We start from the raw sequence: 22863 nt of genomic DNA, 5'->3' as shown, positions 1-22863 counted from the left end.
TATCGGCGCTGAGGGGTCTACGGGGCGAGTGCGGCGTCCACGGCGCGTGCGATGACCGCCTCCACCGGGGCCTCGGGGTCGACCGTCATGCGGTGCAGCAGCAACCCCTCCGCCATGGCCATGACGAACCGTGTCTGCTGCTCGGCCGGCGGGCCGCCCAGCTGCCGCAGGATCCCGCGGATCCACGCCTCGAAAGTGGCCCGCTGGTCGAGGAGCGGACGGGAGGTCTCGACGTCCGCCTCGATGAACAGGGCGTAGCGGGCCCGCGTGCGCAACGCCTGCGGGCCGGACTGCACCTCGATCATGCGGGCCAGTCCGCGGACGAGGTCGTCGCGTGTACTGATGCTCGGAAGGCCGGCGTCGCTGCGCTCCTCCGTGGCGATCCACTCGATCACGCCGGCTAAGAGCGCCGCCCGTGTGCGGAAGTGGTTCGACGTCGAGCCGGGCGGCAGCCCCGCCGCGGCATCCACCCGTCCGTGGGTGAGGGCGCGGATGCCCTCGCCTCCGACCAGCTCCACGGCGGCGTGCAGGGCTCGACGTCGGGTGCTGCTCACCCTCCGAGCGTACAACTATTTCTGTAGTGACAGATTACTAGAGATGTAGTAGTGTGCAGCGCACGTCGGGTTCCGCCGATCGGGGAGGGACCGTCGCGAGAGGAGTCGTGTCATGGATGCATCGCGCGTCGGTGAACAGTTCGCCGAGACCGCGTACTGGACTCCGCCCCTGCCGGAGGCGCGGGGGTTCGAGCACGCCGTCATCGAGACGCCGGGGCTGCGCAGCCACGTCGCCAGCATCGGGAAGGGGCCGCCCGTCCTCCTGCTGCACGGATTCCCTCAGCACTGGTGGCAGTGGCGGGAGATCGCGCCGGCGCTCGCGCAACGCGGCTACCGGGTCATCTGTCCCGACCTGCGCGGAGCCGGGTGGACATCGGCCGAGGATCCGCGCATCCGGCACGAGGCGCGGATGCATGACCTCACCGCCCTGCTCGATGTACTCGGAGTCGATCGGGCGCACCTCATGACCCACGACCTCGGCGCGATCACCGGGATGCACCTCGCGTACTCGTACCCCGAGCGCGTCCGGAGCCTCGTGCAACTGTCGGTTCCGCCGGGGTTCCTCCGGTTCACGCCGAAGATGATGCCCGCGTTCTCGCACTATCCGCCGCTGATCCTGCGCAGCCCCACGCGGTCGCTGCGGTGGCTGTTCGCGCCGCCGTACATCACCCGCCCGATGAGCGAGACGACTCTCGACGGGTACCTTCGCGTCGAGCAGCGTCCGGAGATCGGCCGCGCCACGCGCGCGGTGATGTTCGGCATGATCACCCCGGAGATCCCTCGCCTGGTCGGGACGCACTACAAGAAGAGAAGGCTGCAGCCCCCGACGCTCGTCGCCTTCGGGCGCCACGATCACCCGTTCGCCGAGCCGATGGTGCGCCGCATGTGCCGCGACCACGCACGGCATGCCGACCGGTTCCAACTGGCGTTCATCGACGGTGCCGCGCACTTCGTCACCGACGACGCGCCGGATGCCGTCATCGCGCTGGCCCTGGATTGGTTCGAGCGGGAGGGGGCGGAAGGGTAGGGCGCGAAGCGGGGGATGGCGCGGACACCAGTGGATCGGTCCCTCACCGGGCGTGCGGTCGAGTCAGCTGCTCAGCGCCGCGTTGACCGCGGCGGCGGAGTACTCCCGCTCCACCACGAGGGTGGCCAATCCGACGATCCCGGCATGCTCACCGAGCGTGGACTGGCTCACCGTGAGGTGGCGCGTCGCGCGCGGAAGTGAGCGCGGGTACAGCGTCTCGCGGACACCCGCCAGGAGAGGGGCGGATGCCAGCATCCCGCCCAGCACGACCTCTCCCGGGTTCAGCAGCGAGACCACCGTGGCCACGACTCCGCCGATCACGCGGCCGGCCGCCCTGGTGAGGGCCGCCGCATCCGGGTCTCCCGCGGCGAGGTAGGCCCCGACGTCGGAGCCCGACTCGGCGTTCTTGCCGAGAGCGGAGAGGGCCCGTGCCACGGCCCGTCCGGAGGCGACGGCGGCGAGGCAGCCGTGCGCGCCGCACTGGCACACCTCGTCGTCGTGGCCGGCGAGCTTGACGTGACCGATGTCTCCGGCGCCCCCATCGGTGCCCTGGTAGACCTGCCCGCCGATGACGATTCCGGCGCCGATACCGGAGGAGACCTTGATGAAGCACAGCGCGCGCGAGTCGGCGTGCGCGGCGCGCTGCTCGCCGAGTGCGGCGGCGTCGGCGTCGTTGGCCACGAGCACCGGTACGCCCAGCGCATCGCGCAGGTGGTCGGGGATCGGGTACGCGTCCCAGCCGGGCATGATGGGCGGCTGACTGGGGCGCCCGGTGTCGGGGTCGACGGGTCCGGGGATGCTGATCCCGATCGCGGCGACGCGTTCCAGTGGCGTCCGGGCGCCGGCGAGGACCCGCCGGGCCGTGGCGGCGATCTCGTCGAGCGTGCGGTCGGGGCCGTCGGCGATGGCGACCTCGATGCGCTCCTCGGCGATGAGGCGCCCGGCCAGATCGGTCAGAGCGACCATGGTGTGCGTCGTGTCCACCGCGGCGGTGAGCACAGTGGCCCGCGCGGAGTTGAACTCCAGCAGGCGCGAGGGGCGGCCGGAGGCGGGGCGCTCGGTCCCGTTCTCGACGATGAGGCCCGCCTCCAGCAGCGCGTCGATGCGAGTGGACACGGTCATCCGGGACAGGCCCGTGATCTCCAGCACGTCGCCCCGCGTGATCGCGCGGCCCGTACGGATGAGCTCCAGGACTTCGCCCGGTCCCGACATGGTGATCCCCTCGTTCGCCGTCTCGATCATATGCTTGACAGCTGATCGGATAATGCCTAGCTTCTATGCATATCTCGGGAGCGCTGGCATCCCGTCCGATGGCGCGAGGAGGCGCATCATGGCTCGACGTGCGACGGCAGTGGCCTGGGCGACGGTGGGAGCGGCGGCACTCGTGCTCTCCGGCTGCACCAGTTCCGGCGATGACGGCGGCGGAGGCGGCGGGGACGGGTTGACCTTCTGGCTGCAGGAGGATCTGCCAGACCGGGTGGCTGCCACGCAGGCGATCGTCGACGCCTTCACCGACGAGACCGGCGTCGAGGTCGAACTCGTCTCGGTCGCCGAAGACCAGTTCAGCCAGTTGATCACCTCCGCCGCGGCCGCCGGCGACCTGCCGGATGTCATCGGCGGGATCTCCCTCCCGCAGGTGCGCACGCTCTCCTCGAACGAGCTCGTCGACCCCGAGGCGGTCGGAGCCGTCATCGACGAACTGGACTCCGCCACCTTCTCCGAGCGTGCGCTGGAGCTCGTCTCCGACGGCGATGACCTGCTGGCCGTTCCGAGCGAGTCCTGGACGCAGATGCTGTTCTACCGCACGGATCTGTTCGAGGCCGCGGGTCTGGATGCGCCGGACTCGTACGACGCCATCCTCGAGGCCGCGCGCACCCTGGACACCCCCGACCTGGCCGGCTTCGTGGGAGCCACCGCCCCCGGTGATGCCTTCACCGAGCAGACGTTCGAGCAGATCGGGCTCGGCAACGGGTGCGAGCTGGTTTCAGAGGACGGCGAGGTCGAGCTGGATTCCGGACCGTGCGTGGATGCCTTCGCCTTCTACGGGGAGCTGACCAGCGACTACTCCGTTCCGGGCGCGCAGGACGTCGACACCACCCGCGCCACCTACTTCGCCGGCGACGCCGCCATGTTCATCTGGTCCAGCTTCGTGCTGGACGAGCTCGCGGGACTGCGGGAGGACGCCAAGCCCTCGTGCCCGGAGTGCGCGGCCGATCCGGCGTTCCTCGCCGCCAACACGGGCGTCGTGACCTCCATCGCCGGCCCCGACTCCGACACACCGGCGCAGTTCGGCGAGATCACATCGTGGACCGTGACGGCGGGAGCCAACACCGAGGATGCCCAGTCGTTCATCCAGTACATGATGAGCGACGGCTACGAGGACTGGATCGCCATCGCTCCGGAGGGCAAGGTGCCGGTGCGCACCGGGACCCCGGAGGAGCCCACCGTGTTCTCGGACGCATGGGCGACCCTGCCCGCCGGCGTGGACACCAAGGCTCCGCTGTCCGACTTCTACACGCCGGACGTGCTCGAGGCCGTCGCCGCGGGCCCCGAAGACCTGGCGCGGTGGGGGATCACGCAGGGCCAGGGCGACCTCCTCGGTGCGCTGCAGGGGGAGCTCCCCGTCGCGACGGCCGTCAGCGAGGTCTCGCAGGGCGCCGACCCAGCTACCGCCGCCGAGCAGGCCGCGGAGGCGGTGCGGTCCATCGCGGAGTCACTCCAGTGACGCAGCTCGCCGGCGGGACGGGTCTGACCGGCCCGGCCCCCGCCTCGGGGCCGGCCGCATCGCGCGGGCCGGTGCGAGCGGGCCGGACGCGTCGGAGTCGCGAGGAGAACCGGGCGGGGCTCCTGCTGATCTCACCGACGGTCATCATCGTCGGCGTCGCGGTCATCCTTCCCATCCTGTGGGCCGTCGCCCTCGCCTTCCAGCGCGTGCGGCTCATCAACATCCGCGGTACCGGCTTCTTCGGCCAGTACACCCTCGACAACTTCGTCAACGTCCTCACCTCGCCCGGATTCCTGGGGGCGCTGTGGACGACGCTGGTGTACGCGGTGGGCGGCACGGTGCTGGCGATCGGCATCGGCCTCGTCGCCGCCCTCGCCCTGCGCAAGCCCTTCCGCGGCCGGGGGCTCATCCGTGCCGCACTCCTGCTTCCCTACGTGGCGCCCGTGGTCGCCGCCACATTCGTGTGGTCGACGCTGCTGAACCCCCAGTTCGGCCTGGTGAACTGGTTCGGCCGCACGGTGCTGGGGTGGGACGACCCGGTGGCGTTCCTGTCGCAGCGATCGCTGCCGGTGCCCTTCTTCGGCCTCCAGATCGACCTGCCGATCGCGCTGATCACCGTCATCTTCTTCGAGGCGTGGCGGTCGTTCCCCTTCGCCTTCCTCTTCCTCACCGCACGCCTGCAGGCCGTTCCGGGAGTACTGGATGAGGCAGCCCTCATCGACGGCGCCACCCCGACGCAGCGGTTCCGGCACATCCTGCTGCCACAGCTGCTCCCCACCATCGCCGTGCTGACCGTGCTGCGGTTCATCTGGACGTTCAACAACTTCGACGACATCTATCTCCTCACCGGCGGCGGCGCCGGCACGCAGGTGGTGTCGGTGCGGGTGTTCGACTACCTCACCGCCCGCGGTGACATCGGCTCCGCCGCGGCCCAGGCGCTGATCCTCGCACTCATCCTGGCGGTACTGGTGACGGTGTACCTGAAGCTGTTCGGCCGGCGGGAGGAGCAGGCATGACCACGTCGCTACTGGAGACGGCACCGCGCTCGGGCAACGCGCGTCGCGGTGTGGGCCGCGACCGGATCGAGAACGCGATCCTTCGGATCGTCCGGCCGATCGTCATCGTGCTGCTGCTGATCGTGGCGGTCTTCCCCTTCTACTACATGGTGCTGCTGAGCTTCCGGACCCTCGATTCGCTGCTGCAGGAACCGGGTGCCCTGTGGATCTCGCTCGACGAGTTCGACCTCTCCACGTACCTCGACATCCTGGCGCCGGTCTCCGCCGGCGGTCAGGGGTTCATCGAGTTCATGCGCAATTCGCTCCTGGTCGCCCTGGGGACGGTGGTGCTGTCGCTGCTGGTGGCGATCCCCGGCTCCTACGCCGTCAGCCGCCTCCGCTTCTTCGGCCACCGGCAGGTGTCGGCGCTGTTCCTGGCGGTGTACTTCTTCCCCAGCATCCTGCTCGCCGTGCCGCTGTTCGTGGTGTTCACCCAGATCGGGCTCCGCGGGTCTCTCCTCGGCCTGCTGATCGTGTACGTCTCGCAGGTCGTCGCCGTATCGATCTACACGCTGCGCAACTACTTCGCCACGATCCCCGTCTCCCTCGAGGAGGCCGCGGCGATCGACGGCTGCACGCGGCTGCAGACGATGCGGAAGATCAGCATCCCGCTGGCGATGCCGGCGATCGTCTCCAACGGGCTGTTCATCTTCATGATCGCGTGGAACGAGTTCCTTTTCGCGCTGCTGTTCCTCGTCGAACGGCGGGAGTCGTGGACGGTCTCGCTCGGGCTGTCCCAGCTGTCGGGGAGCATCGAGGTGCCCACCACCGTGCTCATGGCCGGTTCGGTCATCCTCACCCTGCCGATCGTGATCCTCTTCTTCGCCTCCGAGCGTCTCCTGGTGGGCGGCCTCACGGCGGGCGCCGAAAAGGGCTGACGGCCCCGATCGGAAGGAAGGCGCAGCTCGGTGCCCCACATCGTCCAATTCGCCGGCCCTGGGCGGGTCGAGCTCGTCGATACCGCTCCCGCGCCGCTCGTGCCCGGCGGCGCGCGCGTGGCGACGTGGTACTCGGGCATCTCCGCCGGCACCGAGCTCACCGCCTACCGCGGCACCAACCCGTACCTCACCTCGACGTGGGACCCGGTGCGGCGCATCTTCGTGCCGGGGGAGCCGAGCTTCGCGTACCCCGTGCAGGGGTGGGGGTACTCCGAGGTGGGGCAGGTCGTGGAGATCGCCGACGACGTCACCGACGTGGCCGTCGGCGATGTGGTCCACGGCATGTGGGGGCACCGCAGCGACGCCGTCGTGCCCGCCCGCGCCCTCGCGGGGCGGATGCTGCCGCCGGGCGCCGACGCGATCCTGGGCACGTTCGCCCGGGTGGGCGCGATCGCGCTGAACGCGGTGCTGGCCGCCGACGTGCGGCTGGGGGAGAGCGTCGCGATCTTCGGGCAGGGGGTGATCGGGCTGCTCGCGACGCGCCTGGCGACCGCGGCCGGCGGGCATGTCCTCGCCGTCGACACCCAACCGGCCCGCCTGGCGATGGCCGAGCGCTTCGGTGCCGCCGAGGTGGTCGACGCACGCGACCCCCGGGGCGGCGGCGCGGTCGTGCGCGAGCGCACGAACGGCGGCGCGGACAGCGCCATCGAGCTGTCCGGCTCGGACCGCGCCCTGCACGAGGCGGTGCGTTCGGTGATCGCCGAGGGCGTGGTGGCGGCATCCGGCTTCTATCAGGGCGGCGCGGAGCACCTGCGGCTGGGGGAGGAGTTCCACCACAACCGCGTCCGCCTCGTCGCGAGCCAGATCTCGGGCGTGCCGGTCGGGCTCGGCGGACGATGGAACCAGGACCGCCTCGTGCGCACCGTCATGGACCTGATCCTGTCCGGACGCGTGGATGCGGCGGCCCTCGTGACCGACGTCGTCGACGCGGCAGAGGTCGCGACGGTGTTCGCGCGCCTGGACCGGGGCGACTCGGGCATCCTGCAGGCGATCCTGCGGTTCGAGGCGGCCCCGGAGCGGACGGCATGATCCCCGACCACCGCCCGCACGTGCCCCCCGGCCCGCCCGGGGTGGGTCTCATCGGTGCGGGCGCCATCGCCCGCAGCGCGCACCTGCCCGCCTACGCCCGCTGGGGCATCCCGGTGGTGGCCATCGCGTCGCGCACCGCCTCATCGGCGCGGGCGCTGGCGGCGGAGTTCGGCGTCGCCACGGTGCACGATCGTGTCGAAGACCTGCTGGCCGACCCCGCCGTCGCCGTGGTGGACATCGCCACCGGCCCGCGCGGACGCGTCGACCTCATCGCCGCCGCCGTGGCGGCCGGAAAGCACGTGCTCGCCCAGAAGCCCCTCGTCCTGGAGCCGGACGAGGCCGACCGGCTCGAGGGGGTGCTCGCGCTGGCCTCGGCCCGCGGCATCCGGGTGGCCGGGAACATGAACGCCCGCTGGGCGCCGCCGTGGCGCGTGGCGACACTGCTGGTGCGTGCCGGCGAGATCGGGGAGATCGTCGGGGTGACGCACCTGCACGACAAGCCGCTGCCCCCGCTGGCGGGGACGCCGTTCGACGACGTGCCGCACATGCTGGTGAGCGATTACCTCGCGCACTGGATCGACATCTCGCGCTGCTGGCTGGAGGGATCGCGCGTCGTGTCGGTGTCCGCTCACGATTCGCGCGTGCCCGGCCAGCCGGCGGATGCGAGGAACCCGTGGCAGGCCGGCATCCACATCGCCGTCTCCTCCGGCGCCACCGCCGCCGTGCGGGTCGTCGGCGACGCCCGCACGCGCTCGGGCGGGTGCCCGTTCTGGATCCACGGCACAGAGGGCACCATCCGCGGCAGCGTGCTGCGCGGCAGCGACCACGTCGAACTCGAGCGCGGGGACGAGCGGGTGCGCATCGATGCCGAGGGCGAGTGGTTCACCGACGGGTTCGCCGGAGCGATGGGCGAACTGCTGACCGCGGTGGCCGAGGACCGGGAACCGGAGAACGCCGCCGCCCACGTGCTCGTGTCGGCGCGGCTGGGGATGGCCGCGTCGGCGTCGGCGGAGAACGGCGGCGTGCCCGAGCGGCCGGCCGGTCTGGAGCTGACGCGTTCGGCCGTGCCAGAGGAGACGAGCCGGTGATCGAGGTCGACGAGGTCGCCGTCGGGCCCCGTGCGCGCGTGTACGGGGAGGGGTGGCAGAGCTGGAGCCCGACCACGTGGTACGGCGCCGCCGATGAGATCCACCGCCCGGCCGAGCGCTGGCAGCACCTCATGCGGTTCCGGCCCGGTGCCGCCGTCCCCGACGACGCGGTCCAGGGCGAGGGACTGCTCGTGGTGGACCCCGGCGACGGCGCCGCCGTGCGCACGTACGGCGTGACGGATGCCTCGGCGGAGGTGCCCTCCATCCGGGCGCGATGGCGGGACGGGCGCGTGGCGGTCTCGGCCACCGGGCCGGTCGCATCATGGACGACCCCCGCGGGCGGCGCCGACGCGGGTATCGACGCCCTCCGTGCCTTCGGCGACCGCATCGGCCGGGCCGCAGGCGCGCGGGCGGCGGCAGCGGTCCCGCGCGTGTGGTGCAGCTGGTACCGGTACTTCGAGGACGTGACCGCCGCCGACGTGCGCGAGAACCTCCACGACCTGCGCGCGCACGCACTTCCCGTCGACGTCGTGCAGATCGACGACGGCTGGAGCCGGGGCACGGGGGAGTGGACGGCGGAGGACGAGAGGTTCGGGTCCGTCGCCGACGCCGCGGCCGAGATCCGCGACGCCGGGCGACGGCCCGGCCTGTGGCTGGCCCCGTTCGTCGTCGGCGCCGGGTCGGACGTGGCGCGGTGGCATCCGGAGTGGCTCACCGGCGCCGCCGGCCACAACTGGGGCGACGACCTCGTGGGGCTCGACCTCACCCACCCCGGGGTGCGCGGGTATCTCACGGACGTGTTCGCGCGCGTGCGCGAGTGGGGCATCGGGTACGTCAAGCTCGACTTCCTCTACGCCGGGGCGGTGCCGGGCACGCGGCACGACACCGAGGCGACCCCCATCACGGCCTACCGATCGGGTCTGGAACTGGTGCGCGAGGTGCTCGGCGAGGAGGCATACGTGCTGGGATGCGGTGCGCCGCTGCTGTCGAGCGTCGGCCTCGTCGACGCGATGCGCATCGCATCCGACACCTTCCACGAGGGCGGCGAAGACGGATCGCACGGGCTGCGCGGCCGGATGTCGCTCCAGGCGCGCGCGTGGCAGGACGGGCGCCTGTGGACGACCGACCCCGACTGCCTCGTGGCACGTCCCGGCTTCGCGCTGCGCGAGGAGTGGGCCGCCGTCGTCCGGGCCGCCCCGGGAGTGCGCGGCTTCTCCGACCGCATCGCGGAACTCGACGAGCGGGGCCTGCAGCTCGTGCGGGATCTGCTGGAAGGACCCGCGCATGCCTGACCTCGACCGCCTCCGCGAGCGCATCGCGCCGCTGGTCGCGACGCTGTATCCCGAGCAGGCGGCGGCGGTGCTGGACGATCTCGTCCGCCTCGCCGCGCGGTGGGCGGAGCCCCTCGCCGCGGCCGGGCCCGCGCGGTGGGACGAGGGCACGGCCTACCTCATCACCTACGGCGGCTCCTTCCACCGCGACGGCGAGGTGCCGCTGCGGACGCTCTCCGGCGTGCTCCACGCGCACGTGGGCGATGTCGTGACCGACGTGCACCTGCTGCCGATCTACCCCTGGACCTCAGACGACGGGTTCGGCGTGACCGATCACCGCCAGGTCGATCCGGCGCTGGGGACGTGGGACGACATCGCCGCGCTGCACGAGGAGTACGCCCTCGCCCTGGATTTCGTCGCCAACCACGTGTCCAGTTCCAGCCCGTGGTTCCGCGGCTGGCTCGCGCGCGATCCGCGCTACGCCGGGTACTTCCTCGAACCCGGGCCCGACTTCGACGTGTCGCACGTGGTGCGCCCGCGCACGACGCCGCTGCTGCACACCTACCCGCGCCCCGACGGCACCGTGGCGCGGGCGTGGACGACGTTCGGCGACGACCAGGTCGACGTCGATCCGCGCACGCCCGCCGTGCTGCTCGATCTCACCGACGTGCTGCTGGGGTATGTCGCGCACGGTGCGACGACGGTGCGTCTGGACGCCATCGGGTACCTGTGGAAGGAGTCGGGGACCTCGTGCCTGCACCTCCCGCAGACGCACGCCGTCATCCGCATATGGCGCGCGGTTCTGGATGCGGTCGCCCCCGGGACGCGGCTGCTCACCGAGACGAACGTGCCGCACGCCGACAACATCACGTACTTCGGCGACGGGTCGGATGAGGCGCACATGGTGTACCAGTTCGCCCTTCCGCCCCTCGTCCTGCACGCGTTCGTCACCGGGCGTGCCACCGCCCTGGCGCGGTGGGCGGACGGCATCGGGCCGGTCGGGCCGGCTGCGACGTGGTTCAACTTCCTCGCCAGTCATGACGGGATCGGGCTGCGCCCCACGGTGGGCCTCCTCTCCGACGCCGACCGCGACCTCCTCGTCGAGCGCACCCGCGCGCGGGGCGGGCGGGTGTCGATGGCGCGACGCCCCGACGGCACGGAGGGCGTGTACGAGCTCAACACCAACTTCCTCGACGCGCTCGTGGATCCCGCCGACCCCGACCCCGACGCATCCGCGGTCGTGCGTGGCCTGGCAGCCCACGCCATCCTGCTGTCGGTGGTGGGCGTGCCGGCGGTGTACTACCACTCCCTCTTCGGCTCCGGTCAGGACGAAGAGGGGATGCAGCACAGCGGCATCGCCCGCCGCATCAACCGGGAGGTCCTCGATGCCGACCGGCTCGCGGCCGAACTGGCCGGGGTCCCGCGCCGCGCGCGCATGCTCGCGGGCCTGCGGCACCTGCTGTCGGTGCGGCGCACGCAGCCGGGCTTCTCGCCGTTCGCGGATCAGAGCGTCGAGGTGCTCGATGAGCGGGCGTTCGTCGTGCGTCGCGCCGCGGGGACGCCGCACGAGATCGTGGCGGCCGTCAACGTGAGCGACGAGGTCGTGGACCTGCCCTCGCTCAGCGGCACCGACGTGCTCACGGGCGAGACGGTAGCGGCGCTGCGCCTGCCGCCGCACGGATACGCGTGGCTGGTCGCGGCGCCGGACGCCTAGCGCCGGCCGCGCGGGTCACGCCGCCGCGGTCAGCAGGTCGTCGGCATCCAGGATCGTGTACGCGTACCCCTGCTCGGCGAGGAACCGCTGCCGGTTCTGCGCGAAGTCCTGATCGACGGTGTCGCGGGAGATGAGCGTGTAGAAGCTCGCGGTGTTGCCCGACTTCTTGGGGCGCAGGAGTCGTCCCAGCCGCTGGGCCTCCTCCTGCCGCGAGCCGAACGACCCCGACACCTGGATGGCGACCGAGGCCTCGGGCAGGTCGACGGAGAAGTTGGCCACCTTCGACACGACCAGGAGCGATATCTCGCCCTCCCGGAACGCCTGGAAGAGCTCTTCGCGCTCGGGGATCGGGGTCGCGCCGGTGATCTGCGGGGCATCCAGTGCCTGCGCCAGCACCTCGATCTGGTCGAGGTACTGCCCGATCACGAGGATGCGCTCGCCGGCGTGGCGGCGCACCAGTCCGCGCACGACCTCGACCTTGGCCGGGGCGGTGGCAGCCAGGCGGTAGCGCTCCTCGTCGGCGGCGGCGGCGTACTCGAGGCGGTCGCCGGCGGGCAGGTCGACGCGCACCTCGTAGCAGACGGCGGGGGAGATGAAGCCCTGGGCCTCGATCTCCTTCCACGGCGCGTCGAACCGCTTGGGGCCGATGAGGCTGAACACGTCGCCCTCACGGCCGTCCTCGCGCACGAGCGTGGCGGTGAGCCCCAGCCGGCGGCGTGCCTGCAGGTCGGCGGTGAGCTTGAACACGGGGGCGGGGAGGAGGTGCACCTCGTCGTAGACGACGAGGCCCCAGTCCAGCGCATCCAGCAGCGCCAGGTGCGCGTACTGCCCGCCGCGCTTGGCGGTGAGGATCTGGTACGTCGCGATCGTGATCGGCTTGATCTCCTTGACCTGCCCCGAGTACTCCCCGATCTCCTCGGGGGTCAGCGACGTGCGGCGCAGCAGCTCGTCGCGCCACTGACGCGCGCTGACGGTGTTGGTCACGAGGATGAGTGTCGTGGTCTTGGTGTCGGCCATCGCGCCCGCACCCACGAGCGTCTTGCCGGCGCCGCAGGGGAGCACGACCACGCCCGAGCCGCCCTCGGAGAAGGCGTCGACGGCCTGGCGCTGGTACGGACGCAGGTGCCAGCTGGACTCGTCCAGATCGATCGGATGGGGCGTGCCCGGCGTGTAGCCGGCGAGGTCTTCGGCGGGCCATCCGATCTTCAGCAGCTCCTGCTTGATGTGGCCGCGCGCCCACGCGTCGATGACGTAGGCATCGGGGGCGGGGTGGCCGATCAGCAGCGGCGAGATGCGCTTGTTGCGCGCGACCTCGGTGAGCACGGCCGGGTCGGTCGAGCGCAGCACGAGCGCGCCCTCCTCGTCGCGCTCGATCACGAGGCGACCGTAGCGGCCGACGGTCTCGCGGATGTCCAGCGACACCGACGCGGGCACGGGGAAGCGCGACCAGCGATCGAGCGTCGTGAGCATGTCTTCGGCGTCGTGCCCGGCCGCGCGGGCGTTCCACAGCCCCAGCCGGGTGATGCGGTACGTGTGGATGTGCTCGGGGGCGCGCTCCAGCTCCGCGAACACCGCGAGCTCGTGGCGCGCGCTCTCCGCATCGGGATGCGCCACTTCCAGGAGCACCGTGCGGTCGCTCTGCACGATCAAGGGGCCGTCAACCATAACCGTCCATCCTACCGTCGCGGTGCGCCCGGGCGGTCGCGGCCGCCGTCGCCGAGAGTGCATCGACCCGGCGAATCCGCACCGAATGTGGTGCACTCTCGCCGAGGTGATGCACGTTCGCCGGTGCGGGGGCGGTCATATGACGGGGTGCACGCTCGCGATGCTGGACAGCGGCAGGGTGCGCTCCACGTCGGCGCCGCGGTCGCGTCCGCGCAGGCGCCCGCCGCCCAGGCCGGTCGCCTCCAGACGGAACGTGCGCGTGGAGCCGTCGGGGAGCCGCACGACGACGTCGACGACCGATCGTGCCCGCACGGCGGAGTCCAGTTCGCGCTCCAGCCACGCCGCGTCGGCGTCGTCCGACTCGCTGCCGGCGCGCACGCGGACCAGGAGATCCGCGTACCGCTGCAGGGCTGCGGGAGCCGGGAGCTGGGGCGCCAGGCGCGCGCGATCCAGTCGCCGCGGCATCCCGGTCTCATCGACGGCCACGACGGGATAGCGTGCGTCGGCGAGCGCCCAGAACACCGTTTCCTCGCCCACGCGGGAGACCAGGGCGCCGCCGTGGCGGATGAGTCCCAGGGCGCGCAGCGCCTGGTCGACGGCCACCGTCTCCAGCGCGCCGGGGTCGTCGCTGGTCACCCGCGTGCGCCCTGCGACGGGGTCTCGCCCGACCCGCAGCAGGCCGTGCCGGTCGGCGGTGCGGGTCAGGACGTACTCCAGCGGCTGCGGGACGCCGGTCAGCGACAGCTCGCTCAGGAACGACCTCAGCGAATCCGCCGTCTCGCCGGCGGTGATCGCGGCAGCGATCGTGTCGGCGCTGAACCGGTAGCTGGAGGCCTGCGCGTGCGACTCGCGCACGGCCATGCTGCGCAGGCGCACGTCCAGGTGCGGCGCGAGCGGACCCGGCGCGATCGCGGTCAGGTCGTTCTGCAGGTAGACGCGGTCGACCTCGGGCGGCAGGAAGGCGCCCAGCGCCGGCCCGTCGGCCGCGGCTCCGGCCGCCAGTGGCGCCGCCCACGGCGGCTCCCCGCCGGCAGGGGTCAGCAGCCCCCACGTCACGGCGCGTGCACGCCACACGCCGGCGTGGCTGGGCCAGGCCGTGTCGAACGGATAGGCGTCCACCCACAGGGCGGCGGGGATCCATCCCCCGTCGGGAGTGCGCAGCCCGCCCGGCAGAGCCTCGCGCAACCGGTCGGCGGCGGTCATCCACCGCTCCAGCGTCGGGCTGCCCACCCACGAGCGGCCGGCCGGGGTGACCAGCCATGCCTTCTCCTCCGGATGCAGCAGGCCCGTCGTGGCCGCGAAGCCCACGAGCAGATCGGCCGTGTCGCCGTCGGGGACGGCACCGGATTCGACGAGTTCGCGGCGGTCGCCCGCGCCCAGGGCGCCGTTGCCGATGCGCGTGAGCGGCTCGGTGAGCGCGCGCAGCAGGATGTCGGCGAGGGAGGCGGCGGAGGTGAACGCTCGTTCGGCAGCCGCGGCATCCTCTTCCGCCGTCGTGGAGCGGTCGGTGCGCGCAGTGCGCTCGACCGGCGCTTCGCGGTCGCGCACCGAGACGGCGACCGCCGCGTACGGTCGTCCCTCGGCGTCCACGAGGGCCGAGGCGACCAGCTCGGCCCGGTCGCCGGCGAGCACCATCGTCCCCTCCGCGACGGCGCGCGTCAGCGCCCGGGCGGGGAAATACGGCAGGGCGGTGAGCCCTCGTGCGATCGAGGTGGGCTCCAGCAGCGCGGCGGCCACGTCGTACAGATCACGCCATGGCGCGGCGGGCGGGGCGTGCCGCACGGCCAGCAGTTCCGACAGTGCCGCATCGTCCATCGCGGCCAGAGCGGTGGCCAGCGCGCGTTGGTCGGAGGTCGGCGGCACGGTCAGTGATCCCGGTTGGCGCGGGCCCTTCGCACGAAACTCATGACGAGGACCGTCATGAGCATCAGGAACGCGAGGATCGGGGCGATGTACACCGTCACGCCGATCGTCGGCCATATTCCGGTGGCGAAGTCGGAGCCTGAGGCGGAGCCGATCATGATCGCCACGAAGCACGCGATCGACAGCACAAGCAGCCCCAGCGACATGAACGCCAGGATGCGGTCGATGCGACGGACGGGAAGGTCGTCGCTGTGCGGTCGCGTGCTCATCCGCACCAGCCTAGCGGTTCGCGCCGGTGCCGTAGTCTGGAAGGTGGCGACGCACCGGTCGCGATCCACTCACGTCCGCGCCCGCGCGGACCCCCGTCTCAGCGAGGTTCTCGATGCCCACCGGCAAGGTCAGGTTCTACGACGAAGAGAAGGGCTTCGGCTTCATCACGGGCGATGACGGCCAGGACGTCTTCCTGCACGCCACTGCCCTGCCCGCCGGCACCCCCGCACCCAAGGCCGGAACGCGGCTGGAGTTCGGCGTGGCCGAGGGCAAGCGCGGCCTGCAGGCGCTGTCGGTGCGCGTCCTTCAGGCGCCTCCGAGCGTCGCCAAGCGCAGCCGCAAGCCCGCCGACGACATGGCGGTGATCGTGGAGGATCTCGTCAAGCTCCTCGACGACATCGGCACCGACCTCCGTCGCGGCCGCTACCCCAGCGGCTCGCACGGCAAGAAGGTCGCCGCCGTGCTGCGCAAGGTCGCCGATGACCTCGATGCCTGAGCCGGTGGACGAGCGTCTCCTCGGCGCATCCGACCTCGCCCGCGCCGCATTGCGGGAAGTGACCTCCGAGGCGTCGATCGGGGATCCGGTGGGCTACCTGGACGAGGGCGACGGCGTGATCTCGCTGCGCTTCGCCAACCGCTTGGCCGGGTACCCGGGCTGGTTCTGGACCGTGAGCGTCGCCCGTGTCGAAGACGCCGAGCCGACCGTGCTCGAGGTGGAGCTGCTCCCCGGCGACGACGCGCTGGTCGCGCCGGAGTGGGTGCCGTGGGCGGTGCGCCTGGCGGAGTACCAGGCCACGGCGCGCGCATCCTCGGCAGGGTCGAGCGGATCCGACCTCGAGGACGGGGACGACTCCGGCGAGCTCGACGAGGACGAGATCGACGAGGTGCTCGGTGACGATCTCGACGACGACGAGCTCGATGACGACGGGTCGCCGATCCTGCACGCGGGCGACCTGGACGGTGTCGACATCGACGAGCTGGACCCCGCCGCATCCGATGACGACGAGGACGACGAGGACGATTCGGACGAGGACGACTCCGACGACGAGGACGACTCCGACGACGACGAGGACGACGAGGACGATTCGGACGAGGACGATTCCGACGAGGATGACTCGGACGACGACGACTCGGACGACGACGAGGACGACTCCGACGACGATTCGGACGAGGACGACTCGGACGAGGACTGACTCGCGCTGCAGTTCGCCCGTCGCGCTGACGGGCGAACGGGCGTCAGAGGCGTTCGATCGTGTAGTCGATGCAGCGGATCAGCTGGCGGATGTCGTCGGGCTCGATCGAGACGAACGTGGCGACGCGCAGCTGATTGCGGCCGAGCTTGCGGTACGGCTCGGTGTCGACGATGCCGTTGGAGCGCAGGCTCGCGGCCACGGCCGCCGCATCCACGCGCTCGTCGAAGTCCACCGTCACCACGACGGGTGAACGATCGGCGGGGTCGGCGACGAACGGGGTCGCCACCGCGGACGCGTCGGCCCAGTCGTACAGCAGCTGCGACGACTCGCGCGTGCGGGCCCCGGCCCACGCCAGGCCGCCGTTGTCGAGGATCCATCCGAGCTGGTCGTCCAGGAGAAGGAGCGTCGTGAGGGCCGGGGTGTTCAGCGTCTGCTGCAGGCGGGAGTTGTCCAGCGCGTTCTTCAGGCTGAGGAACTCGGGGATGTACCGGCCGGATGCGGCGATCCGCTCGATGCGCTCGATCGCCGCGGGGGAGACCACGGCGAACCACAGGCCGCCGTCCGAGCCGAGGTTCTTCTGCGGGGCGAAGTAGTAGACGTCGGCCTCGCCGATCTCCAGGTCGATGCCGCCGGCGGCGCTCGTGCCGTCGATGACGGTGAGCGCGCCGGCGTCGCCCGTCACGCGCACGATGGGGGCCGTGACGCCGGTGGAGGTCTCATTGTGCGGCCACGCGTAGACGTCGACGCCTTCGACCGGCTCCGCGGCTGTCCGCGTGCCCGGCTCCGCCGTGCGCACGTCGGGAGCCTGCAGCCACGGGGCCTTCGCAGCCGCGGCGAACTTTCCGCCGAACTCGCCGAAGACGAGGTTCTGAGCGCGCTGCTCGATGAGTCCGAAGGCGGCGGCGTCCCAGAACGCCGTGGATCCGCCGTTTCCGGCGATGACCTCATAGCCGTCGGGAAGGCGGAACAACTCTGCCAGGCGCGCGCGCACGCTGCCGACCAGGCCCTTCACGGGCGCCTGGCGGTGCGAGGTGCCCAGCAGGGTGGCGCCCCGCGTCACCAGCGCCTCCAGTTGTGCTCCGCGGATCTTGGACGGCCCGCATCCGAAGCGTCCGTCGGCGGGCAGCAGGTCGCGAGGCAGATCCACGTGCGGCATGGCTCGATTGTAGAGCGGTCGCCGGAGCCGCCCCGTCCGCCCGGGGCCGTCGTCCCCGGCGTTGGATAGGCTGGATGCTCCACCCGAGCGCCGAGGACACCCCCATGACCGATCTCATCGACACGACGGAGATGTACCTGCGCACGATCCTCGAACTCGAGGAGGAGAACATCGTGCCGCTGCGCGCGCGGATCTCCGAGCGCCTGGGCCACTCCGGCCCGACGGTGTCGCAGACGGTGGGGCGCATGGAGCGCGACGGCCTGGTCGTCGTCTCGGATGACCGCCGGCTCGAGCTCACCGACGCCGGGCGCCAGAAGGCCGTCGATGTCATGCGCAAGCACCGCCTGGCCGAGCGGCTCCTCAGCGACGTGATCGGCCTCGACTGGGCATACGTCCATGAAGAGGCATGCCGCTGGGAGCATGTCATGAGCGAGCAGGTGGAGCGCCGTCTGGTCGAACTGCTCGGCCACCCCACCGAATCGCCGTACGGCAATCCCATCCCCGGTCTCGATCAGCTCGGCGACGTCCCCGCGAACACCTTCGAACAGGGCGTCGTCGGTCTGGTGCGCCGGCTCACCGAGGCGGGCGGGCCCATCGAGGGCACCGTGCGCCGGCTCGCCGAGCCCGCGCAGGTCGATCCCGAGCTGCTGCAGCAGCTCAAGGCGGCCGGCGTCATGCCCGGCGCGCGCGGCGACTACCGCTTCAGCGAGGGGTACGTCCTGGTGCAGATGGAGGGCAGCGACGAGGGGCTCGAACTGCCCGTCGAAGTGGCGTCCCACATCTTCCTCGTCGACGACCGGCGCTGACTCTCCACATCCGTATCCGCCGTGAGGTTTTCCACAGCGTTCGTCTGAACGTGACTTATTCGTTACCTTCCGGTAGCCTCAGTCCCGTCCACAGGTGAGAAGCCCACCGTCGGACCCCGCGCAGGCTGCCTCATCGGTTCGTCGTCTGCGGAGGGCAAAACCCGCATCGTGCCCAGACATCGAGTGCCGACGAACCAGTGCCTGACGGCGCGGAGGCGCCGGAGGAACTATTGGCTGAAGAGACCGAGCCGGTGGGTTCTGCACCCGAGCAGAACATCACCGACATGACGCGCCGAACCCGAGCGCGCACATCCCCCCAAGCGAAGACGCGCCCCATGGCGCGCACGCCGCGCGCCGTCGAGCGACCTGCCGCACCGCGGCGGGTGCGATCGGGCAAGACTCCGCTGCGCAGCGCCGCGATCCTGACGATGGTCGCCGGCCTCATCGCCACCGTCGCCCTCCCCGCCTACGCGGCATGGCAGCCGGAAGAGGAGGCCCAGACCCTCCAGCAGATGTCGGCCGACGACGCCCAGACGCTCGTGGTCGCATCCGACGTGTCGGGAATGCAGCTCGAGCGCAGCTCGTATGCCGCCACCACGGCCGAGGAGATCGAGAAGAAGAAGGCCGCCGAGGCCGCGGCCGAACGTGCACGCGCACGTGCCGCCGCGACTCCGGTGACGACTCTGTCCTCGGTCGACCTGTCGATGACCGCGCCCGGTTCGGGCGAGGTGCGCTGGCCGCTGTCGGGTTACCGGCTCGGCCGCGGGCTGGGCGACTCGGGCTACCACCAGGGCGTCGACCTGCTCGCCGGATGCGGCACGCCGTTGTTCGCCGCCGCCGGCGGCGTGGTGCGCGTGTCGCAGGAGAGCTTCGGCGGGTATGGCGTGGCGGTCACGATCGACCACGTCATCAACGGCCAGCGCGTGAGCACCCTGTACGGCCACATGACCTACGGCAGCCGTGTCGTGCAGTCGGGCCAGACGGTCGCACCCGGTCAGCTCATCGGCGTGGTCGGCTCGACCGGCAGCTCCACGGCGTGCCACCTGCACTTCGAGGTCCACGTGAACGGCTCCGTCGTCGATCCGTACGGCTGGCTGCAGGCCAACGCCAGCTGACGCTCCGCCCACTCGCGCCGCGTTCCTCCTGAATCCCGGAGGTTCGGCGACCGCGCACGCCGCGCACGCCGGTCTCCGTCGACGCCACCCACCGTCGGAGCGGGCCGGGGGCGCTGCCCGACACGCCGCAGTGCGTTTGGCTCCAGCCGATCCCGCCCTGTGCCCGGTGGGTTAGCCTGTCACCGACGCTGAGAGAAAGCGGAGGTCGCCGATGGGCAGCACACCTCGCATCCGCACCACGGATGCGCTCGGCCTGCTCGTCCTTCGGCATCATGGAATCGGATGCCGCGGCCCCGCCGTGACATCGTGGCGCTGTCTGTGAAGACAGCGCCTTTTTCATACCCTCGCACCCCTTGATCCGTCGCACGTCGAATATCCGAGAATCCGTCCCGGCCATTCGAGAGGAAGCGGAATGCGCACACTGGTGCTCAATGCGGGCTACGAGCCGCTCGCGGTCGTGTCGTTCAAGCGGGCGCTGGTGCTCGTGATGAACGAGAAGGCCACCGTCATCGAACGGGTCGAGGGAGATCCGGTGTGGGGGGCGATGGACAGCTACGACCGTCCCGCCGTCATCCTCCTCACGCGGTACGTACGCGTGCCGGGTGCGCGTCGGGTGCCGGTGACGCGCCGGGGCGTCCTGCGTCGCGACGGGCACCGATGCGCGTACTGCGGCAAGGCCGCCTCCACGATCGACCACGTCCTGCCCCGCTCGCGCGGCGGGGCGGACTCGTGGGAGAACCTCGTGGCCTGCTGTCTGCGCTGCAACAACCTCAAGGGCGATCGCACGCCGCAGGAGATGTCGTGGGAGCTGCGCGTGATCCCCGGGCCGCCGCGGGGGATGCAGTGGACGGTGCGCGGCACCGATCGCGCGGATCCGCGCTGGGAGCCCTACCTGGCCCTCGCCGCCTGAGTCTCGGCCGCCTCCCGGATGTCGGAGGCCGTTCGTATCTTCGAACCACGGGATTGAGACCCTAGAACAGATGTTCTAGCCTGTGGGAGTGAGGGCGATCGTGCGGACCGAGGCGGAGGCGCTGCGTGACGTGAGCGAGCTGCGGGCGCAGCTCGAGCGGATGCAGGGCCGTCGCCTCGACGCTCCTGTGCTGCCGACGCATCCGGCGTTCGCCGGCCTTCTCCCCGGCGGCGGACTGCGTCCGGGTTCCGCCTACGCCCTCGCGTCCTCCACCGCCCTGCTGCTGGCGCTGATGGCGCGGCCGTCGCAGGACGGCGCGTGGTGCGCGGCGGTGGGCATGCCCGATCTGGGCGCCGAAGCCGCCGAACGGTACGGGCTCGACCTCGACCGGCTCGTCTTCGTGCCCGAGCCCGGTCCGCGGTGGCTGGCGATCACCGCGACGATCGCCGAAGTGATGCCCGTGGTCGCCGTGCGCCCGCCGGCGCGGGTGACCGAGAGCGCCGTCTCGCGTCTGGCCGCCCGGCTGCGTGACCGCGGGACGGTGCTGCTCGTGCAGGGGCCGTGGCCCCAGGCGGAGGCGGCGATCGATGTCGCCGATCCGCGCTGGGAGGGACTGGGCGCCGGGCACGGGTATCTCGCCGGACGCGAATTGACCGTGTCGGTGACGAGCCGCCGGTCACCGACGGCGCGCCGGGCACGGATGCTGCTGCCCGCCGCCGACGGCACCGTGTCGCTCCTCGGCCCGGCCGCCGCCGCACGTCCCCGCCTGGAGGCGGTGCCGGAGCTGTCCGAGGTGAGGGCGGTGGGCTGAGTGCTCTCACCCGTGCGCAGTCTCGTGCTGTGGTTCCCCGACTGGCCGGTGACCGCACTCGTCCTGGACGGTGCCGAGGCCGATCCCGGCGCCGCCGTCGCGGTGTTCGAGCACAACGTCGTGGTGGCGTGCTCGGATGCGGCGCGGGCCGCCGGTGTGCGGCGCGGCCAGCGCCGACGAGACGCGCAAGCGGCCTGTCCGGGGCTGAGTGTCGTCCCGGCCGATCCGGTGCGTGATGCGCGCGCCTTCGCGCCCCTGGTCGCCCGCATCGAAGAGCTCGCCCCGGGCGTGCAGATCGTGCGCCCTGGGCTGTGCGCCCTGCGGGCACGCGGGCCTGCCCGCTACTACGGGGGAGAGGCGGAGGCGGCGCGCACCCTCGTGACCGCGCTTCGAGCAGGCGGGGTGGCGGCGGTGCGGGCGGGAATCGCCGACGGGCTGTTCACCGCCCAGCTGGCCGCCCGGGCCGCCGGCCCCGACGATCCCGTGCGGGTCGTGCCACCCGGGGATGCGGCGGAGTTCCTCGCGCCGCTGTCGGTGGCCGTGCTCGATACCTCTTCGGGGTTCACAGCGGGGTCGCCGGGACGCTCGGGCTCCCGGGAGGCCGGCCTCCCCGAGCTGCTCGCTCGACTGGGCGTGCACACTCTCGGGGCCTTCGCGGCGATGGGCGTCGACCGCGTGCGCGAGCGGTTCGGCGAGCAGGGGGTGCGGCTGCACGCGCTCGCCGGCGGGCGCGACTCGCGGCCGATCGAACCCCGTACCCCGCCGCCCGAGCTGCATCGTGAGGTGGTCTTCGAGCCGCCTCTGGAGCTGGCCGAGCAGATCGCCTTCGGCGTGCGCATCGCCGCCGACGAGTTCGTCGTCGCCCTCGCAGAGCGGCGCCTGGTGTGCACGGAGCTGCGCGTCGAACTCACCGGAGACCGGGGGGAGCGCAGCGAACGGGTGTGGCTGCATCCGGGGTCCTTCGACGCGGCCGCCGTCGTCGACCGGGTGCGATGGCAGCTCGCCGAAGACGCCCAGAGCATCCTGGGCAGCGGCGTCGCGCGCGTGCGGATCTCGCCGGAGGCCGTGGACGAGGCCTCCCACCACGTGATCGGGCTGTTCGGCTCGGGCCCGGAGGAGCGGGTGCACCACGCCCTCTCGCGCGTGCAGGCGATTCTCGGTCATCGCGGCGTGCTCACCCCGGCGATCGGCGGCGGCCGCTGGCTGGTCGAGCGGCAGGTGCTCGTGCCGTGGGGCGACCGGGCGGTGGTGGCGAAGGAACGTGCGCGCCCGTGGCCGGGAAGCCTGCCCGATCCGCTGCCGACCACCGTCTACCCCGAGCCGCGACCGGTGGAGGTCACCGACGTCGCGGGGGCGACGGTGGCCGTGGGGAGCGTGAGGTCATGAGCGCCCCGCCGGCCTTCCTCGCCGCGGGGGCTCGGCGCAGCCGCATCCGGTCGTGGGCGGGGCCGTGGCCGATCCGCGAGCGGGGATGGGATGCGGCGCGCCGTCGCCGAGCGCACCGCTTCCAGGTGGTCGACGACGACGGAACGGCGTGGCTGCTGGTGGAGGAGGGCGGCACCTGGACCGCGGAGGGGCGCTATGACTGACCCCCGCCCCCTCCCCGCGTCGCAATCCACCTTTACGGCCCACCCCGCCTCCGCGTCGCGGGGGGAGGAGATGTGGTGGCGGGA

The 22863-nt window shown here is 72.0% G+C and carries 20 protein-coding genes and 1 pseudogene; 15 read left to right on the top strand and 6 right to left on the bottom strand.

The window, feature by feature from the left end; genetic code table 11:
- Window positions 1–17: 17 nt before the first annotated feature.
- A complete protein-coding gene (locus F6J85_RS12435; protein ID WP_150925412.1) occupies window positions 18–554 on the bottom strand; it encodes a TetR/AcrR family transcriptional regulator in 537 nt (178 codons plus the stop codon).
- A gap of 112 nt (window positions 555–666) precedes the next feature.
- On the opposite strand from F6J85_RS12435, the gene F6J85_RS12430 reads away from it, so the two are divergent.
- Window positions 667–1581 carry an alpha/beta fold hydrolase gene (locus tag F6J85_RS12430; protein WP_150925410.1) on the top strand — a complete coding sequence of 305 codons (915 nt, stop codon included), beginning with the start codon at window positions 667–669 and terminating at the stop codon, window positions 1579–1581.
- Between the two features lie 63 nt (window positions 1582–1644).
- Here F6J85_RS12430 and F6J85_RS12425 read toward each other — a convergent pair whose 3' ends face one another.
- Window positions 1645–2793 (bottom strand): ROK family transcriptional regulator, encoded by a 1149-nt coding sequence (locus F6J85_RS12425; RefSeq protein ID WP_150925409.1) that lies wholly within the window; start codon window positions 2791–2793, stop codon window positions 1645–1647.
- Between the two features lie 118 nt (window positions 2794–2911).
- Here F6J85_RS12425 and F6J85_RS12420 point away from each other — a divergent pair, with 118 nt between their 5' ends.
- From F6J85_RS12420 to F6J85_RS12390, 7 genes are read left to right on the top strand one after another with little or no spacing between them, the layout of a single operon-like run.
- Complete coding sequence (locus F6J85_RS12420; RefSeq protein ID WP_150925407.1) at window positions 2912–4306, top strand: ABC transporter substrate-binding protein; 1395 nt, start codon at window positions 2912–2914, stop codon at window positions 4304–4306.
- Window positions 4303–5322: a carbohydrate ABC transporter permease gene (locus F6J85_RS12415; RefSeq protein WP_238706951.1), complete on the top strand. Its 1020-nt coding sequence runs from the start codon at window positions 4303–4305 to the stop codon at window positions 5320–5322. The genes F6J85_RS12420 and F6J85_RS12415 overlap by 4 nt, the downstream gene beginning before the upstream one ends.
- A complete protein-coding gene (locus tag F6J85_RS12410; RefSeq protein WP_150925404.1) occupies window positions 5319–6239 on the top strand; it encodes a carbohydrate ABC transporter permease in 921 nt (306 codons plus the stop codon). The genes F6J85_RS12415 and F6J85_RS12410 overlap by 4 nt, the downstream gene beginning before the upstream one ends.
- A 30-nt stretch (window positions 6240–6269) precedes the next feature.
- Window positions 6270–7328: a zinc-dependent alcohol dehydrogenase gene (locus F6J85_RS12405; RefSeq protein WP_150925402.1), complete on the top strand. Its 1059-nt coding sequence runs from the start codon at window positions 6270–6272 to the stop codon at window positions 7326–7328.
- Complete coding sequence (locus tag F6J85_RS12400; protein ID WP_150925400.1) at window positions 7325–8416, top strand: Gfo/Idh/MocA family protein; 1092 nt, start codon at window positions 7325–7327, stop codon at window positions 8414–8416. Before F6J85_RS12405 ends, F6J85_RS12400 begins: the two co-directional genes overlap by 4 nt.
- On the top strand, window positions 8413–9708 hold the full coding sequence (locus F6J85_RS12395) for a glycoside hydrolase family 36 protein (RefSeq protein ID WP_150925397.1): 1296 nt from the start codon (window positions 8413–8415) through the stop codon (window positions 9706–9708). The genes F6J85_RS12400 and F6J85_RS12395 overlap by 4 nt, the downstream gene beginning before the upstream one ends.
- Window positions 9701–11401 carry an alpha-amylase family glycosyl hydrolase gene (locus F6J85_RS12390; RefSeq protein ID WP_150925395.1) on the top strand — a complete coding sequence of 567 codons (1701 nt, stop codon included), beginning with the start codon at window positions 9701–9703 and terminating at the stop codon, window positions 11399–11401. The genes F6J85_RS12395 and F6J85_RS12390 overlap by 8 nt, the downstream gene beginning before the upstream one ends.
- Window positions 11402–11416: 15 nt before the next feature.
- On the opposite strand, the gene F6J85_RS12385 is transcribed toward F6J85_RS12390, so the two are convergent.
- The 3 genes from F6J85_RS12385 to F6J85_RS12375 form a co-directional block, all read right to left on the bottom strand.
- On the bottom strand, window positions 11417–13066 hold the full coding sequence (locus F6J85_RS12385; protein WP_150920862.1) for a DNA repair helicase XPB: 1650 nt from the start codon (window positions 13064–13066) through the stop codon (window positions 11417–11419).
- Between the two features lie 135 nt (window positions 13067–13201).
- On the bottom strand, window positions 13202–14929 hold the full coding sequence (locus tag F6J85_RS12380; protein WP_238706950.1) for a helicase-associated domain-containing protein: 1728 nt from the start codon (window positions 14927–14929) through the stop codon (window positions 13202–13204).
- Between the two features lie 2 nt (window positions 14930–14931).
- Window positions 14932–15198 carry a multidrug ABC transporter ATPase gene (locus F6J85_RS12375; RefSeq protein ID WP_150925392.1) on the bottom strand — a complete coding sequence of 89 codons (267 nt, stop codon included), beginning with the start codon at window positions 15196–15198 and terminating at the stop codon, window positions 14932–14934.
- Between the two features lie 113 nt (window positions 15199–15311).
- Here F6J85_RS12375 and F6J85_RS12370 point away from each other — a divergent pair, with 113 nt between their 5' ends.
- Window positions 15312–15695, top strand: coding sequence for a cold-shock protein (locus F6J85_RS12370; RefSeq protein WP_150920859.1), 384 nt, complete (start codon window positions 15312–15314; stop codon window positions 15693–15695).
- Complete coding sequence (locus F6J85_RS12365; RefSeq protein ID WP_150925390.1) at window positions 15679–16392, top strand: DUF3027 domain-containing protein; 714 nt, start codon at window positions 15679–15681, stop codon at window positions 16390–16392. Before F6J85_RS12370 ends, F6J85_RS12365 begins: the two co-directional genes overlap by 17 nt.
- A 43-nt stretch (window positions 16393–16435) precedes the next feature.
- On the opposite strand, the gene serC is transcribed toward F6J85_RS12365, so the two are convergent.
- Window positions 16436–17548, bottom strand: a complete 1113-nt coding sequence (gene serC / locus F6J85_RS12360; RefSeq protein WP_150925388.1) for a phosphoserine transaminase — start codon at window positions 17546–17548, stop codon at window positions 16436–16438.
- A gap of 104 nt (window positions 17549–17652) precedes the next feature.
- Between serC and F6J85_RS12355 the strand changes: the two genes are divergently transcribed.
- The 5 genes and pseudogenes from F6J85_RS12355 to F6J85_RS12335 all read left to right on the top strand — a co-directional run bounded on the left by F6J85_RS12355 (window position 17653) and on the right by F6J85_RS12335 (window position 22779).
- Window positions 17653–18354: an iron-dependent transcriptional repressor DtxR gene (locus F6J85_RS12355; RefSeq protein ID WP_150925386.1), complete on the top strand. Its 702-nt coding sequence runs from the start codon at window positions 17653–17655 to the stop codon at window positions 18352–18354.
- Window positions 18355–18689: 335 nt separating this feature from the next.
- Window positions 18690–19469 (top strand): M23 family metallopeptidase, encoded by a 780-nt coding sequence (locus tag F6J85_RS12350; protein WP_238706949.1) that lies wholly within the window; start codon window positions 18690–18692, stop codon window positions 19467–19469.
- Between the two features lie 412 nt (window positions 19470–19881).
- The gene (locus tag F6J85_RS12345; protein ID WP_150920691.1) at window positions 19882–20379 is read left to right on the top strand and encodes an HNH endonuclease; all 498 of its coding nucleotides are present in this window, start codon (window positions 19882–19884) and stop codon (window positions 20377–20379) included.
- 88 nt (window positions 20380–20467) lie between these two features.
- Window positions 20468–21190, top strand: coding sequence for a hypothetical protein (locus F6J85_RS12340; RefSeq protein ID WP_420846083.1), 723 nt, complete (start codon window positions 20468–20470; stop codon window positions 21188–21190).
- Window positions 21191–22779: pseudogene (locus F6J85_RS12335) on the top strand (DNA polymerase Y family protein). It abuts the gene before it with no gap.
- Window positions 22780–22863 lie beyond the last annotated feature (84 nt).

Source organism: Microbacterium lushaniae, assembly GCF_008727775.1.
GTDB classification, from domain to species: domain Bacteria; phylum Actinomycetota; class Actinomycetes; order Actinomycetales; family Microbacteriaceae; genus Microbacterium; species Microbacterium lushaniae.
This window is presented reverse-complemented; position numbering and strand designations above follow the sequence as displayed.